Origin of the sequence: Bordetella avium (assembly GCF_034424645.1) — a bacterium.
Taxonomy (GTDB): Bacteria; Pseudomonadota; Gammaproteobacteria; order Burkholderiales; family Burkholderiaceae_B; genus Bordetella; species Bordetella avium.
On the sequence record NZ_CP139969.1, the window covers coordinates 3,645,894 to 3,659,263 of the forward strand.

Annotated in this window: 21 protein-coding genes; 1 reads left to right on the forward strand and 20 read right to left on the reverse strand. The window is 58.5% G+C overall.

All coding sequences use genetic code 11. The features are described from left to right. Positions 1 to 134 precede the first annotated feature (134 nt). From U0029_RS16845 to U0029_RS16930, 18 genes are all read right to left on the reverse strand, one after another. Positions 135 to 1,121: a DNA-directed RNA polymerase subunit alpha gene (locus U0029_RS16845; RefSeq protein ID WP_012415763.1), complete on the reverse strand. Its 987-nt coding sequence runs from the start codon at positions 1,119 to 1,121 to the stop codon at positions 135 to 137. Positions 1,122 to 1,293: 172 nt separating this feature from the next. Beyond that, on the reverse strand, positions 1,294 to 1,917 hold the full coding sequence (rpsD, locus tag U0029_RS16850) for a 30S ribosomal protein S4 (protein ID WP_012415762.1): 624 nt from the start codon (positions 1,915 to 1,917) through the stop codon (positions 1,294 to 1,296). An 11-nt stretch (positions 1,918 to 1,928) separates the two neighbouring features. Further along, positions 1,929 to 2,330, reverse strand: coding sequence for a 30S ribosomal protein S11 (gene rpsK, locus U0029_RS16855; protein ID WP_003806930.1), 402 nt, complete (start codon positions 2,328 to 2,330; stop codon positions 1,929 to 1,931). A gap of 15 nt (positions 2,331 to 2,345) precedes the next feature. Beyond that, entirely contained in the window at positions 2,346 to 2,711 is a 366-nt protein-coding gene (gene rpsM, locus U0029_RS16860; RefSeq protein ID WP_012415761.1) for a 30S ribosomal protein S13, read from the reverse strand. A 42-nt stretch (positions 2,712 to 2,753) separates the two neighbouring features. Beyond that, positions 2,754 to 2,867 (reverse strand): 50S ribosomal protein L36, encoded by a 114-nt coding sequence (gene rpmJ, locus U0029_RS16865; protein WP_003806928.1) that lies wholly within the window; start codon positions 2,865 to 2,867, stop codon positions 2,754 to 2,756. Between the two features lie 35 nt (positions 2,868 to 2,902). After that, positions 2,903 to 3,121 carry a translation initiation factor IF-1 gene (gene infA, locus U0029_RS16870; protein ID WP_003806927.1) on the reverse strand — a complete coding sequence of 73 codons (219 nt, stop codon included), beginning with the start codon at positions 3,119 to 3,121 and terminating at the stop codon, positions 2,903 to 2,905. Positions 3,122 to 3,130: 9 nt separating this feature from the next. Continuing rightward, entirely contained in the window at positions 3,131 to 4,456 is a 1,326-nt protein-coding gene (gene secY / locus U0029_RS16875) for a preprotein translocase subunit SecY (RefSeq protein ID WP_039051808.1), read from the reverse strand. A 14-nt stretch (positions 4,457 to 4,470) separates the two neighbouring features. Beyond that, on the reverse strand, positions 4,471 to 4,911 hold the full coding sequence (rplO, locus tag U0029_RS16880) for a 50S ribosomal protein L15 (RefSeq protein WP_012415759.1): 441 nt from the start codon (positions 4,909 to 4,911) through the stop codon (positions 4,471 to 4,473). A gap of 9 nt (positions 4,912 to 4,920) precedes the next feature. Next, positions 4,921 to 5,106: a 50S ribosomal protein L30 gene (gene rpmD, locus U0029_RS16885; RefSeq protein WP_012415758.1), complete on the reverse strand. Its 186-nt coding sequence runs from the start codon at positions 5,104 to 5,106 to the stop codon at positions 4,921 to 4,923. 3 nt (positions 5,107 to 5,109) lie between these two features. Continuing rightward, complete coding sequence (gene rpsE / locus U0029_RS16890; RefSeq protein WP_012415757.1) at positions 5,110 to 5,631, reverse strand: 30S ribosomal protein S5; 522 nt, start codon at positions 5,629 to 5,631, stop codon at positions 5,110 to 5,112. Between the two features lie 15 nt (positions 5,632 to 5,646). After that, positions 5,647 to 6,012, reverse strand: coding sequence for a 50S ribosomal protein L18 (rplR, locus tag U0029_RS16895; protein WP_012415756.1), 366 nt, complete (start codon positions 6,010 to 6,012; stop codon positions 5,647 to 5,649). A gap of 18 nt (positions 6,013 to 6,030) precedes the next feature. Continuing rightward, entirely contained in the window at positions 6,031 to 6,564 is a 534-nt protein-coding gene (gene rplF / locus U0029_RS16900) for a 50S ribosomal protein L6 (RefSeq protein ID WP_012415755.1), read from the reverse strand. 10 nt (positions 6,565 to 6,574) lie between these two features. Then, on the reverse strand, positions 6,575 to 6,970 hold the full coding sequence (gene rpsH, locus U0029_RS16905) for a 30S ribosomal protein S8 (RefSeq protein WP_012415754.1): 396 nt from the start codon (positions 6,968 to 6,970) through the stop codon (positions 6,575 to 6,577). 10 nt (positions 6,971 to 6,980) lie between these two features. Then, a complete protein-coding gene (gene rpsN, locus U0029_RS16910; protein ID WP_039051807.1) occupies positions 6,981 to 7,286 on the reverse strand; it encodes a 30S ribosomal protein S14 in 306 nt (101 codons plus the stop codon). A gap of 9 nt (positions 7,287 to 7,295) precedes the next feature. Beyond that, complete coding sequence (gene rplE / locus U0029_RS16915) at positions 7,296 to 7,835, reverse strand: 50S ribosomal protein L5 (protein ID WP_012415752.1); 540 nt, start codon at positions 7,833 to 7,835, stop codon at positions 7,296 to 7,298. A 12-nt stretch (positions 7,836 to 7,847) separates the two neighbouring features. Further along, positions 7,848 to 8,168 carry a 50S ribosomal protein L24 gene (gene rplX, locus U0029_RS16920; protein ID WP_012415751.1) on the reverse strand — a complete coding sequence of 107 codons (321 nt, stop codon included), beginning with the start codon at positions 8,166 to 8,168 and terminating at the stop codon, positions 7,848 to 7,850. A gap of 10 nt (positions 8,169 to 8,178) precedes the next feature. Next, positions 8,179 to 8,547 (reverse strand): 50S ribosomal protein L14, encoded by a 369-nt coding sequence (gene rplN / locus U0029_RS16925; protein WP_005017313.1) that lies wholly within the window; start codon positions 8,545 to 8,547, stop codon positions 8,179 to 8,181. A gap of 413 nt (positions 8,548 to 8,960) precedes the next feature. Further along, positions 8,961 to 9,716 carry an aspartyl/asparaginyl beta-hydroxylase domain-containing protein gene (locus tag U0029_RS16930; RefSeq protein ID WP_249037533.1) on the reverse strand — a complete coding sequence of 252 codons (756 nt, stop codon included), beginning with the start codon at positions 9,714 to 9,716 and terminating at the stop codon, positions 8,961 to 8,963. Between the two features lie 304 nt (positions 9,717 to 10,020). On the opposite strand from U0029_RS16930, the gene U0029_RS16935 reads away from it, so the two are divergent. After that, on the forward strand, positions 10,021 to 11,448 hold the full coding sequence (locus U0029_RS16935; protein ID WP_012415749.1) for an NAD-dependent succinate-semialdehyde dehydrogenase: 1,428 nt from the start codon (positions 10,021 to 10,023) through the stop codon (positions 11,446 to 11,448). Between the two features lie 334 nt (positions 11,449 to 11,782). Here the strand turns inward: U0029_RS16935 and U0029_RS16940 are convergent, their stop codons facing one another. Continuing rightward, entirely contained in the window at positions 11,783 to 12,526 is a 744-nt protein-coding gene (locus U0029_RS16940; RefSeq protein ID WP_162790319.1) for an IclR family transcriptional regulator, read from the reverse strand. Positions 12,527 to 12,612: 86 nt separating this feature from the next. Continuing rightward, complete coding sequence (locus tag U0029_RS16945) at positions 12,613 to 13,335, reverse strand: SDR family NAD(P)-dependent oxidoreductase (protein WP_236824185.1); 723 nt, start codon at positions 13,333 to 13,335, stop codon at positions 12,613 to 12,615. Between the last annotated feature and the right edge of the window lie 35 nt (positions 13,336 to 13,370).

Here is a 13,370-nt window from a genome sequence, read left to right on the forward strand (position 1 = left end):
GTTTCCGCCGCCGGGTTAGCCGGCTCTTCTATCGGGACGCTTTAATCTGGCGTCGCGCGGTCCGGTGAAACATGGCATCCGAAGATGCCTCAGTTTGGCAGCCGCAGGCTTTACGGCCCGCGGCGCCGAATGACTTACGGACGCTCCAGGCCCAGCGGGGGCCAGTTTTCGAGCTTCATGCCCAGCGTCAGGCCGCGTGCGGCCAGGACTTCCTTGATCTCGTTGAGCGACTTGCGACCCAGGTTGGGGGTCTTGAGCAACTCGTTCTCGGTGCGCTGGATCAGGTCGCCGATGTAATAGATGTTTTCGGCCTTCAGGCAGTTGGCCGAACGCACGGTCAGTTCCAGATCGTCGACCGGACGCAGCAGAACCGGATCGATCTGCGGCGTGCCGCGGACCGGGGCCTCGTACGAGTCGCCAGCGCCTTCCAGGGCGGCGAACACGGAGATCTGGTCCATCAGGATGCGAGCCGATTGGCGCACCGCTTCCTCGGGCGAAATAACGCCGTTGGTTTCGATGTCCAACACCAGCTTGTCCAGATCGGTACGCTGCTCGACGCGAGCGCTTTCCACAGCATAGCTCACACGGCGCACGGGGCTGAACGACGCGTCCAGAATGATGCGGCCAATCGTGTGGGTGCGGTCTTCCGACAAGGCGCGCACGTTACCGGGCACATAACCACGGCCCTTCTCGACCTTGATCTGCATTTCCAACTTGCCGGCATCGGTCAAATTGCAAATGGGGTGCTCGGGATTGACGATTTCAACGTCGTGCGGCAACTCGATATCACTGGCCAACACCAGACCGGAACCGTTCTTGCGCAGAATCAACGTGACTTCATCACGGTTGTGCAGCTTGAAAACCACGCCCTTCAGGTTCAGCAGAATGTCGACGACGTCTTCGCGAACACCGGGGATGGTCGAATACTCATGCACCACACCCGTCATCTGCACTTCGGTCGGCGCGTAGCCGGTCATCGACGACAGCAGAATGCGGCGCAGGGCATTGCCCAGCGTGTGGCCATAACCACGCTCGAACGGCTCCATCACGATCTTGGCGTGATTGGGACCAACCGGTTCGACTTCGATAGAACGCGGCTTCAGAAAACCCTGGGTAGACATATGAGCATTTCCTTTTCAATACCCTCGGCTCGTTACACCGATAAGGCTGATGGAAGTTAAACAAGCGATGTAAAACATCGCAAAGCCCGCCAGGGCCAAACAGGCCTGGGCGGGCTGAGTTCGCAAGTATAACCGTTTGCAGGCACAGGGCAGGCAAACGGCGGACAGGCGATTAACGCGAGTACAGTTCCACGACCATGGATTCGTTGACGTCGCGGGCGACATCAGCACGATCCGGGGGCGACTTGAACGTGCCGGTCATTTTGTTCGAGTCAACTTCAACCCACTGGGGGATGCCGATGCTCGCAGCCAGATCCAGCGATTCGCGGATGCGGGCTTGCTTCTTGGCGCCTTCACGCACGGTGATGACGTCACCGGCCTTGACCAGCATCGAAGCGATGTCGGCGGTGTGGCCGTTCAGTTCGATAGCGCGGTGGCTCACCAGTTGGCGGGCTTCAGCGCGGGTCGAACCGAAACCCATGCGGTAAACGACGTTGTCCAGACGCGATTCCAGCAGCTGAATCAGCGTTTCACCCGTGTTGCCACGGCGGCGCTCGGCTTCAGCGAAGTACTTGCGGAACTGCTTTTCCAGCACGCCGTACATACGCTTGAGCTTTTGCTTTTCGCGCAGTTGCAGACCGTAGTCAGAGGTGCGAGCACCCGAGGTACGGCCATGCTGGCCGGGCTTGGAATCCAGCTTGCACTTGGAATCCAGCGAGCGACGAGCGCTCTTCAGAAACAGATCAGTGCCCTCGCGGCGCGAGAGTTTGCACTTGGGACCAGTATAACGAGCCATTTAGGTTCCCCTTAGATACGACGACGCTTCGGCGGACGGCAGCCGTTATGCGGCACGGGCGTGATATCGGCAATGCTCGAGATCTTGATGCCCAGCGCATTCAGAGCGCGCACCGAGGATTCGCGGCCAGGACCAGGTCCCTTGATGCGAACTTCGAGGGTCTTGATGCCGTATTCCATCGCGACGCGGCCAGCCGTTTCAGCGGCAACCTGAGCAGCGAAGGGGGTCGATTTACGCGAGCCCTTGAAGCCGGCACCACCCGAAGTCGCCCAAGACAACGCATTGCCTTGGCGATCGGTGATGGTGATGATGGTGTTGTTGAACGACGCGTGAACGTGCGCGATGCCGTCCGAGACGTTCTTCTTAACCTTTTTGCGTACGCGTGAAGCGCCGCTGGTGGAAGCTTTCGCCATAATCTAAATCCTCGATTATTTCTTCAGGGACGCAGCAGCACGACGCGGGCCCTTACGGGTGCGAGCGTTGGTGCGAGTGCGCTGGCCGCGCACGGGCAGACCGCGCTTATGACGCATACCGCGGTAGGTTCCCAGGTCGATCAAACGCTTGATCGAGAGCTGTACTTCACGACGCAGGTCGCCTTCAACAGTGAACACACCCAGGTGTTCACGGATGCGTTCCAACTCAGCGTCGGTCAGATCTTTGACCTTTTTGGTAACGGGTACACCAGCAGCTTCGCAGATCTTGCGGGCGCGCGTACGACCGACGCCAAAAATGGCGGTCAGGCCGATCTCGGCGTGCTGTTGCGGCGGAATGTTAATGCCAGCAATACGGGCCATGACTGTTCCTTGATTTAATCCGTTGCGTACAGCTAACCGGGGTTAGCCTTGACGCTGCTTGTGACGCGGGTCGGTGCAGATGACGCGTACCACGCCGTGACGTTTGATAACTTTGCAGTTGCGGCAGATCCGCTTAACCGATGCCATTACTTTCATGGTTGACTCCTAATTTTCCGTAATCCGGTTCCGCATCACTTGGAGCGGAAAACAATTCTTGCTCGTGTCAGGTCATAGGGCGTGAGCTCCACTGTGACCTTGTCTCCGGGCAGAATCCGGATGTAATGCATGCGCATCTTGCCGGAAATATGCCCCAACACCACGTGGCCGTTTTCGAGCTTGACGCGAAATGTCGCGTTGGGGAGGTTCTCGAGAACCTCTCCTTGCATCTGGATGACGTCGTCCTTTGACATTCTCTTTGCCTATCGCATCGGCAAACTCGAGCCCTTGAAGTTAGCCTTCTTGAGCAGCGAGTCGTACTGGTGAGACATCATGTAGGCCTGAACCTGCGCCATGAAATCCATCGTCACCACCACAATGATCAACAGGGACGTTCCGCCAAAGTAGAACGGTACGTTCCAGCGCATCACCAAGAACTCAGGCAACAAGCACACCAGCGTGATGTAGAGGGCACCCGCCAGCGTAAGCCGCATCAGAATCTTGTCGATGTAACGCGCGGTTTGCTCACCGGGACGAATCCCTGGAACGAACGCACCGCTCTTCTTCAAGTTATCTGCCGTTTCGCGGCTGTTGAACACCAGAGCCGTGTAGAAAAAGCAGAAGAAGATGATCGCAGCCGCGTACAGCGTGATGTAGAGCGGTTGACGAGGTTCGAGCGCAGCAGCCAGGTCACGCAGCCAGACCATCCGCTCGCCAGTGGAGAACCAACTGGTGATCGTAGCCGGGAACAGAATGATCGACGATGCAAAGATCGGCGGAATCACCCCGGCCATGTTCAGCTTGAGCGGCAGATGCGAGCTCTGACCGCCGTAGACCTTGTTGCCCACCTGACGCTTGGCATAGTTGACCGTGATCTTGCGCTGCCCGCGTTCAACGAACACCACAAACGCCGTCACAAGCACCACCAGAGCCAGAATGAACAGGGCGGACACCACCGACATAGAGTTGGTGCGCACCAGGTCCAGCAGCCCGGCCAAAGCCGAGGGCAAGCCCGCGACGATACCCGTGAAGATCAAGATCGAAATACCATTGCCCAGACCACGTTCGGTAATCTGTTCACCCAGCCACATGACGAACATGGTGCCGGTGACCAGCGTCACCAACGTAGTGAAGCGGAACAACATGCCTGGATCGACGACAAGCCCGGGTTGTGATTCCAGCGCTACCGAAATGCCCACAGCCTGCACCAGCGCCAGCACTAGCGTGCCGTAGCGGGTGTATTGGGTGATCTTGCGCCGGCCGGCCTCGCCCTCTTTCTTGAGCGCTTCCAGCGACGGCACCACCACCGACATCAACTGCATGATGATGGATGCCGAGATATACGGCATGATCCCCAGGGCAAAAATCGAAAAGCGCGAAAGCGCACCGCCCGAGAACATGTTGAACAGGCCCAGGATCCCGCCCTGGTTCTGGCGGAACAAGTCCGCCAGCGCGTCCGGATTGATGCCCGGAACAGGGATGTGTGTACCGAGACGGTAAACCACGAGGGCGAGGACCAGAAACACGAGACGACGTTTCAAATCGCCGTATCGGGAACCCGTCTTGCCCAGTGCCTGCGCTTTAGCCACGCTTCACCTCACGATCAAGCGAGCGAGCCGCCCGCGGCCTCGACAGCGGCGCGAGCGCCGGCCGTCGCAGTGATGCCACGCAGCACCACCTTGCGCGAGAGTTCACCCGACTTGATGACCTTGGCGTAACGAACACCTTGGCCAACCACGCCTGCGGCCTTCAGAGCCTGGACGTCGATTTCCTCGACGTCGAGACGCTGCAGATCCGACAAACGGACTTCGGCGTACAGATGCTGACCGAGCGGGGTGAAACCACGCTTGGGCAGGCGACGCTGCAGCGGCATTTGACCGCCTTCGAAGCCAACCTTATGAAAGCCACCGGAGCGCGACTTCTGACCCTTGTGACCACGGCCGGCGGTCTTACCCAGACCCGAACCGATGCCACGGCCGACGCGGCGCTTGGCGTGCTTAGCGCCCTCAGCGGGCTTCAGCGAATTGAGTTGAATATCCGACATCGTGATTCCTTAGGCTTCCGAAACGGTGACGAGATAGTCAACCTTACGGAGCATCCCGCGCACTTCCGGCGTGTCAATCAGGACGCGGCTGCTGTTCAGACCGCGCAGGCCCAGACCGCGAACGGTGTCGCGATGGGATTGCTTGGTACCGATCACCGAGCGCACGAGCGTAACTTTGATCTGCTTCTGAGCCATGATTTACCCCAGGATCTCTTCGACGGACTTGCCGCGCTTGGCAGCAACTTCCGACGGGGTCAGGGAATTGCGCAGACCGTTCAACGTGGCGCGAACCATGTTGTACGGGTTGCTCGAGCCGAGGCTCTTGGCAACGACGTTGCGCACGCCCATCACTTCAAAAATAGCGCGCATCGGGCCACCGGCGATCACGCCAGTACCTTCAGCGGCGGGCGAAATCAGCACCGTCGAGGCGCCATGCTTGCCCACCACGGTGTGATACAGCGTGCCGTTCTTCAGGGCAACCTTGAACATGCCGCGACGGGCCTGTTCCATTGCCTTCTGGACCGACACCGGCACTTCACGCGCCTTGCCCTTGCCCATACCGATACGACCATCGCCATCGCCCACCACGGTCAGCGCGGCAAAGCTCATGGTGCGACCACCCTTGACCACTTTGCTCACGCGGTTGACCGCGATCATCTTTTCGCGCAGACCGTCGTCGTTCTCTTTTTCCGCGGCGTTCTTGCCTTGTACTTTAGCCATTTGACTGATCCTCGCTTAGAACTTCAGGCCGGCTTCACGCGCGGCATCGGCCAGCGCCTTGACGCGGCCATGGTAACGAAAGCCCGAGCGATCGAAGGCAACCAGTTCGATACCGGCAGCCTTGGCCTTTTCTGCCACGCGCTTGCCAATCAGAGCGGCAGCGGCGGCATTGCCACCCGCACCGGACTGACCAGCCAGCTGCGTGCGCACTTCGGCTTCGAGCGTGGAAGCGCTGACGACCACACGATCGCCTTCCGGCGAAATGATGTTGGCGTAAATGTGCTGGTTCGAGCGGAAGACCGACAGGCGATGAACGCCCAGCTGCGTAATCTTCCGGCGGGTCGGAACCGCACGACGCAAACGGGTAACTTTTTTGTCCATGATTCGTCCTTGTCGCCTTTACTTCTTCTTGGTCTCTTTGATGACGACGCGTTCATCGGCGTAACGCACGCCCTTGCCCTTATAGGGTTCGGGTTCGCGGTAAGCGCGGATTTCAGCGGCCACCTGACCGACGACTTGCTTGTTGGCGCCCTTGATGACGATTTCCGTCTGGGTCGGGCACTCGGCCTTGATGCCAGCGGGCAGCTTGTGCAGGATGTCGTGCGAAAAGCCCAACTGCAGCTTGACGGCTTCACCTTGCACGGAGGCGCGGTAACCCACGCCCACCAGCGTCAGCTTGCGTTCGAAGCCCTTGCTCACACCGGTCACCATGTTGGCGACCAGAGCGCGCACGGTGCCCGACATGGCGTTGGCGTGACGCGAATCGTTGGCGGCGGCGAAAGTCAGTTTGCCGGCGTCTTCAACGATGTTGACGTCGCCCGTCAGGGCTTGCACCAAGGTGCCCAAGGGGCCCTTGACGGTGATCTGATCCTGCTGGATGCTGGCTTCAACACCCTTCGGCAGCTCGACCGGATACTTAGCGATACGTGACATTCGGTTCTCCTTAGGCCACGTAGCACAGCACTTCGCCGCCCACGCCATTGGCGCGAGCCTTGCGGTCGGTCATGACGCCGCGCGAGGTCGAAACGATAGCCACACCCAGGCCGTTCATGACCTGAGGAATGTTGCTGCGGCCCTTGTAGATACGCAGACCGGGGCGCGAGACGCGTTCAATGCGCTCGATAACCGGACGACCGGCGTAGTACTTCAGGGTGATTTCGAGCTCAGGCTTGGCCTGGCTGCCCTTAACTTCAAAACTGTCGATGTAGCCTTCGTCCTTCAGCACGGTGGCAATAGCCACTTTCAGCTTCGAGGAGGGCATGTTCACCGTAGTCTTATCAACTTGCTGCGCATTGCGAATGCGGGTCAGCATATCGGCGATGGGATCGCTCATGCTCATATTCGTTCTCCTACCAGCTGGCCTTGGTCATGCCGGGCACTTCGCCCTTCATGGCCATTTCACGCAGTTTGTGACGGGTCAGGCCGAACTTGCGGAACACACCGCGCGAACGACCGGTCACCACGCAGCGATTGCGTTGGCGCGTCGGGTTGGCATTGCGCGGCAGCTGTTGCAGCTTCAGCCGAGCCTGGTAACGTTCTTCGTCAGTCTTCGACTGGTCGTCGATGATCGCTTTCAGTTCAGCGCGGCGAGCGGCGAACTTGTCAGCCAGCTTGGCGCGCTTGATGTCGCGATTGATGAGGGAGAGTTTAGCCACGTCAGCCCCTTAGTTGCGGAACGGAAAGCTGAAGGCAGTCAACAGCGCCTTGGCTTCTTCGTCGGTCTTGGCGGAGGTGGTGATGCTGATGTTCAGCCCACGCAGCGCGTCGATCTTGTCGTACTCGATTTCGGGGAAAATGATTTGCTCTTTCACCCCGATGTTGTAGTTGCCGCGGCCGTCAAATGCACGACCCGAGATACCACGGAAGTCACGCACGCGCGGCAGCGCGATCGCGACCAGGCGATCCAGGAATTCGTACATGCGTTGACCACGCAGCGTGACCATGCAACCGATCGGGTAGTTTTCACGGATCTTGAAACCCGCGATAGCTTTGCGCGTCTTGGTGATGACGGGCTTTTGACCGGCGATCTTGGTCAGGTCCGAGACAGCGTGCTCGATGACCTTCTTGTCAGCCACCGCTTCCGAGACACCCATGTTCAGGGTGATCTTGGTGATGCGGGGGACTTCCATCACGCTCTTGTAGCCAAACTTGGCTTGCAGGTCGACAGCGACCTTGCTCTTGTAGAAATCTTGCAAACGAGACATGTCTTTCGCCCCTTACGCCTTGGCGCCGACAGCGGCACCATTGGAACGGAACACACGAACTTTGCGGCCATCTTCTTCTTTGAAGCCCACGCGATCGGCCTTGCCGGTAGCGGGGTTGAAGAGTGCCACGTTCGAGATATGAATCGGGAGCGTCTTTTCGACGATGCCACCGGGGTTGTTGGCCATGGGATTGGCCTTCTGGTGCTTTTTCACGACGTTCACGCCTTCGACCAGAACGTGGTCGGCGTCAACGCGAGCCAGCACAACGCCGCGACGCTTCTTGTCGCGACCGGTCAGAACGATGACTTCGTCGCCTTTGAGAATCTTGTTCATCGTAGGCTCCTTACAGCACTTCCGGGGCCAGCGACACGATCTTCATGAACTTCTCGGTACGCAGTTCACGCGTAACGGGTCCGAAGATGCGGGTGCCGATGGGCTCCAGCTTGGCATTGAGCAACACGGCGGCATTGCCGCCAAAACGAATCAGCGAACCGTCTTTGCGGCGTACGCCCTTGGCGGTACGAACCACCACAGCGTTGTAGATTTCGCCTTTTTTGACGCGCCCGCGCGGGGCCGCATCTTTGACGCTCACCTTGATGATGTCGCCGATACCGGCATAGCGGCGCTTGGAGCCACCGAGCACCTTGATGCACATGACAGCACGCGCACCAGTGTTATCGGCCACGTCCAGCGTGGTCTGCATTTGGATCATGATTTTTCCTGTTCCAACTTAACTGAAAACACGTCCTTTCCCGGTTGGATAGGCCCGCGTTTCCTGCCAGTTTTGGTCCCGTCAGGTCCGCGCTGCCTGCTGGCAGCAACGACCCTGGGTTGAAATCCTGCTGAGGATTTCCCTTCAAGTCGGTCAAACCGGCGCCAAGCCTTGCTTCCCAGGAAACTTCCTGGGTTGCCAGCCTTGCCCTTGGGCGCTCTCGAGGTTTTACGCTCAAGGTTTTCTCGGGGCTATCTGGTGTGAGGCCTGAGCCAACCCAACCAACAATTTGGGAAAGCTGTTCATTCTATCGCATCAAGCTTAGTAATGCAAGCCGCTTTTAGGCGAAAAAACAAAGGCTTGTATCTGCCTTGCAACGGGGATTTCTCTGGGCTGCAATACGGCGGTCCGTATCAAGTGCGGCCCCGCTTTTTGGCGTAGTAGGTCTGCTCCCAAGCATCGTGATTGGCTTTGCCTCGGCGTATCTCATCACTCATGGGCGCGACGGCCAGCACCAGGCGATTGAGCCAGCTCACGGGCGCGCGGCAGGGCCGTTCGAAATCGACAAACAAGACCGCTCTCAAACCCTGAGTATCGTTGTGGACTTGGTGCGGGTACAAGTCATCAAACACCACTGCCTCGCCTTCGCGCCAGACATAGCGCTGCCCATCCACCTCAATCCAGCAGTGCTCGCGCGGCTCGGGCACCCGCAAACCGAGGTGCAGACGCAATACGCCGTTGTAAGGCCCTTTGTGCAAGGGAATCCGCTTACCCGCCTCAAGAATGGAGAAAAAGGCAGTGCGGATACCAGGAATACCCTGCAAGGCCTTCGCAGTAGCCGGACAGCGCGCCAGATTACGCGCCGAGCGCATGCCATACCCTATGAAAACAAAGGTTTTCCATTGATCATCGTCTGTGATCATGCCGACATCTGGCGATATTTCATGGAAAGCCGGCAAGCGATCCCGCTCAGTCAGCAGCGCATCCAGCTCGGCCTGGATCGCGGGTGTCTGCGCTTCCAGCGCCGACACCCAAGGGAACTGACGGTTATCGAAAATGGGCCTGTCGCCAACTTTGGAGGCCCGGGCAATCCGTACACGCAAATAATCAATGAAACGGAAAAGAATTCTGGAAAAAAAGCTCTGGCTGCTTTGGGATGCTGGCTGCACGGTCTGACGTCGGCTGACAAAGTTGTTGTTATTCCCGGCCAGGCGTCTGGCGCGGACCCCATTCTCTGCTTTACGGTAGCTCGGTCAAAGATCATACCGAGTTAGGCGCTGAGTGGTAGACGCACCCGCCGCCTCGCGGCATTGCGCCCTATTGGCTCCCTCATGTAAAGCCGGAGTGGCCCCTGCGCATCAGGCCAAGCTAGTTTAGACTCGTCCTATCTCGCGGGCGCGGCGCGCGCCCATGCTGTTTCACCCTCTTCCGCTTCACCTTATACCCACTTTTGCCCCCCAAGGAATGACTGGCATGTACGAACAGCTGGCTTTGTATATCGATGGTGAGTTTCTGGCCGGAGACGGCCGTAAAACCCAGGACGTGATCAACCCCGCTACGCGCGAAGTACTGGGCCAGCTACCGCACGCCACCCAGTCCGACCTGGACCGCGCCCTGGAAGCGGCCGCGCGCGCCTTTGAAACCTGGAAACGCACTTCGCCGATGGAGCGCGCGGCCATTTTGCGCAAAGTGGGTGCGCTATCGCGCGAACACGCCAAGGACATCGGGCGCAACATGACCCTGGATCAGGGCAAGCCGCTCGCCGAGGCAGTGGGTGAAGTGATGGGCTGCTCGGAACATGCCGATTGGCACGCAGAAGAATGCCGCCGCATCTACGGTCGCATCGTGCCTCCCCGCAACCCCGATGCCCGCCAACTGGTTGTGCGCGAGCCCATCGGCGTCTGCGCCGCCTTCACGCCCTGGAACTTCCCGTACAACCAGGCCATCCGCAAAATCTGCGCGGCGCTGGGCGCAGGCTGCACGATGGTGCTCAAAGGCCCGGAAGATTCGCCCAGCGCAGTGATGGCCATTGCCCGTCTGTTCCATGAAGCCGGCCTGCCCAAGGGCTGCCTGAATATCGTCTGGGGCGAACCCGCCAAAATTTCCGACTACCTGATCCGCTCGCCCATCGTGCGCAAGGTATCGTTCACCGGCTCGGTGCCAGTGGGCAAACATCTGGCCGCGCTGGCCGGCGCCCATATGAAGCGGGTCACGATGGAACTCGGCGGTCACTCGCCGGTGCTGGTCTTTGACGACGCCGATGTCAACCGCGCGGCTGAACTGCTGGCCCGTTTCAAGGTCCGCAATGCCGGCCAGGTCTGCGTTTCGCCAACCCGCTTTTATGTTCAGGAAGGCGCTTACGACCAATTCGTGGCTCGATTCACCGAGGTGCTGGCCGGCATCAAGGTCGGTAATGGCCTAGACGAAGGCGTGGAAATGGGCCCGCTGGCGCACGAACGCCGCGTCTCCACCATGACCCAATTCGTGGATGATGCCCGCAAGCACGGCGGGAAGGTTTTGCTCGGTGGCGACGCCCCCTCCGACCAGGGCTTTTTCTTCAGCCCCACCGTGATCACCGATCTGCCCGACCACGCCATGCTGATGACCGAAGAACCCTTCGGCCCGCTGGCGCCCGTTGTGCGTTTCAAAGACACCGACGAAGTCATCAAACGCGCCAACAGCCTGCCCTTCGGCCTGTCTTCGTATGTGTTCACGGAATCGCTGAAAACGGCCACCAAGGTCTCCAATGCGCTGGAGGCCGGCATGGTCAATATCAACCACTTTGGCAGCGCCCTGGCCGAAACGCCTTTTGGCGGTGTCAAGGATAGCGGTATCGGTAGCGAAGGCGGCCAGGAAACCTTTGATGGTTACCTGGTGACCAAGTACATCACCCACGTCTGACCGACTGGGCGATAAGTCCAGGCGCGAGTGATGGGCAGGCCGGCCCGGAACTCGCGCGTGGTCCGCCGTTTGGGATACATCCGCCCAAGGCCATCATCGAGCGCTCGTCCTCCCTAGCGCCCCATATGCTAGATGGCGCTGGGCAGGATCATCCCTGCGATACCGGAACCGGCATTCCGAAGATCGTCTTGAACCGTTCCGCATAGGCCTTGTGCTGCGCCAGGCAGACGGCATTGGAGCCGGATAGGCCAGACAGCCGCAAACTGGACGATAGGCAGGGCGAACGTTATCGCAGCGAATGGCCCAAGGTTTGCATCTGATTAACCTCTCTTCGCTAGGCAATATACCGCGCAGGTGGTATTTCCAAGCGGTGGCAAATTTGTTTGCTGCATTGTTTTAGCCACTCCGCTGCTTTTTCTGTTTCAAGCAAGCGAAAGCGCTCAGACGACATCACCAAACCCAGCCCTGCATAAATAGATTGGTCTGGAACTTCTAGGGCAATTGCTATGCCTGCATTATGAGGGTCCAATGCGCCGAGGCTGGTGGCATAACCTTGCTTGCGCACGAGTTTGAGCGTTTGGCTCAATGTCTCCAAAGCATCGTTCGTGGCAGACCCATCCAATTCTGCTGCGTTTTTTTGCATCAGTTTGCGCAATCGCGGTTTGCTTAAAGAGGATAGGACCGCCAAAGACATCGCGCCTTTGAAAGTGGGCATGCGGCGGCCGCGCCCATAACTGGCGCGCATCTGCACGCCATGAGACTCATACTGAATGGTCAGGACATGATCACCGCTCAGCATGACCAGCGCGACATCACAGTCCACCTGCTGAGCTAAGTCCTTCATGGGACCAGCGCTGGCTTGGATCAAGGGATCACCGCTGCGCAATTGATAGTCCAGTTCCACGATGCGGTTGCCCAGTACATAACGCCCCGTGCTCGCAGCCCGTAGCAACTGAGCCTCTGTCAGCTCTCTCAGGTAGCGATAAGCGGTAGGAATGGAGCAATCTAGCTGCTGAGCAACCTCTTCTGCGCTCCAAGTCGCGCGGTCTTGGGTGAATAAGTCCAAGACAGAAAGCATGCGTGTAAGGCTAGACATGTCGTATAAAAAAGCAAAGCCTCCGCAACGATCCACTCGGTGCAGAGGCCGGTCAAATATTGCCGTGTTTATTGAATCAGGCGACCACCATCAATAACCAAGTCTGCGCCCGTAATCATACGTGCATCGCGAGATGCCAAGAATGCTACGGAAGCAGCCACGTCCTCAGTCGTAACAATATCACCCATAGGGTTCATTGCACGCACCGCTTGTTGAGCCGCCTCCAAAGAACCAAATTGCTGAATCAATTTGGCTTCCACCAGCGGAGTCCACACATAACCTGGGTGCACCGCATTGACACGTACTTTATAACCAAAGCGCGCGGCGCTCAGTGCTGCCTGTTTCGTCAAGTTGGTGACGGCTGCTTTACTTGCGCCATAAGCACCCGCATCACGTGATCCCACTTGGCCTGCTACAGAACCCAAGTTTACGATGGAGCCGCCTTGAGATTGTTGCTTCATCACACGAATTGCGGCTTGGAGCCCTAGCAAAGTCCCATCGACGTTAATGGAGAACAAACGCTGCCAGTCATCCAGTGGCAGTTCATCGATCGCGTGACTGCCCCTCATGACCACGCCTGCATTATTCACCAGCACATCTAAGTGTTGGTATTGCTCTACCACGTAGGCCACAGCCTGCTCCCAGGATGCAGCTTGTGTGACATCCAACTGGACCCAGTGCGGATAGGGTAAATCCCCAAAGATGCGTTGAAGGCGTTCTGTATCAGGGGCAATCAAATCAGCCAGTACGACTATGGCGCCCTCCTGCGTAAAGCGGTGGGCGATAGACATACCCATCCCACCGCTGCCTCCGGAGATAAGGACAG

What these genes read in the sequence shown, in the direction of transcription:
- rpmJ (WP_003806928.1), bottom strand. Translation starts at nt 2,867, where the DNA reads ATGAAAGTAATGGCATCGGTTAAGCGGATCTGCCGCAACTGCAAAGTT.
- rpsM (WP_012415761.1), bottom strand. Translation starts at nt 2,711, where the DNA reads ATGGCCCGTATTGCTGGCATTAACATTCCGCCGCAACAGCACGCCGAG.
- rplE (WP_012415752.1), bottom strand. Translation starts at nt 7,835, where the DNA reads ATGTCTCGTTTGCAAGATTTCTACAAGAGCAAGGTCGCTGTCGACCTG.
- rplN (WP_005017313.1), bottom strand. Translation starts at nt 8,547, where the DNA reads ATGATCCAAATGCAGACCACGCTGGACGTGGCCGATAACACTGGTGCG.
- rplF (WP_012415755.1), bottom strand. Translation starts at nt 6,564, where the DNA reads ATGTCACGTATCGCTAAGTATCCGGTCGAGCTGCCGAAGGGTGTTGAA.
- rpsD (WP_012415762.1), bottom strand. Translation starts at nt 1,917, where the DNA reads ATGGCTCGTTATACTGGTCCCAAGTGCAAACTCTCGCGCCGCGAGGGC.
- rpsK (WP_003806930.1), bottom strand. Translation starts at nt 2,330, where the DNA reads ATGGCGAAAGCTTCCACCAGCGGCGCTTCACGCGTACGCAAAAAGGTT.
- infA (WP_003806927.1), bottom strand. Translation starts at nt 3,121, where the DNA reads ATGTCAAAGGACGACGTCATCCAGATGCAAGGAGAGGTTCTCGAGAAC.
- rpsE (WP_012415757.1), bottom strand. Translation starts at nt 5,631, where the DNA reads ATGGCTAAAGTACAAGGCAAGAACGCCGCGGAAAAAGAGAACGACGAC.
- U0029_RS16845 (WP_012415763.1), bottom strand. Translation starts at nt 1,121, where the DNA reads ATGTCTACCCAGGGTTTTCTGAAGCCGCGTTCTATCGAAGTCGAACCG.
- rpmD (WP_012415758.1), bottom strand. Translation starts at nt 5,106, where the DNA reads ATGGCTCAGAAGCAGATCAAAGTTACGCTCGTGCGCTCGGTGATCGGT.
- rplX (WP_012415751.1), bottom strand. Translation starts at nt 8,168, where the DNA reads ATGAACAAGATTCTCAAAGGCGACGAAGTCATCGTTCTGACCGGTCGC.
- U0029_RS16940 (WP_162790319.1), bottom strand. Translation starts at nt 12,526, where the DNA reads ATGCTTTCTGTCTTGGACTTATTCACCCAAGACCGCGCGACTTGGAGC.
- U0029_RS16945 (WP_236824185.1), bottom strand. Translation starts at nt 13,335, where the DNA reads ATGTCTATCGCCCACCGCTTTACGCAGGAGGGCGCCATAGTCGTACTG.
- rpsH (WP_012415754.1), bottom strand. Translation starts at nt 6,970, where the DNA reads ATGAGCATGAGCGATCCCATCGCCGATATGCTGACCCGCATTCGCAAT.
- rplR (WP_012415756.1), bottom strand. Translation starts at nt 6,012, where the DNA reads ATGGACAAAAAAGTTACCCGTTTGCGTCGTGCGGTTCCGACCCGCCGG.
- U0029_RS16935 (WP_012415749.1), top strand. Translation starts at nt 10,021, where the DNA reads ATGTACGAACAGCTGGCTTTGTATATCGATGGTGAGTTTCTGGCCGGA.
- rplO (WP_012415759.1), bottom strand. Translation starts at nt 4,911, where the DNA reads ATGTCGGATATTCAACTCAATTCGCTGAAGCCCGCTGAGGGCGCTAAG.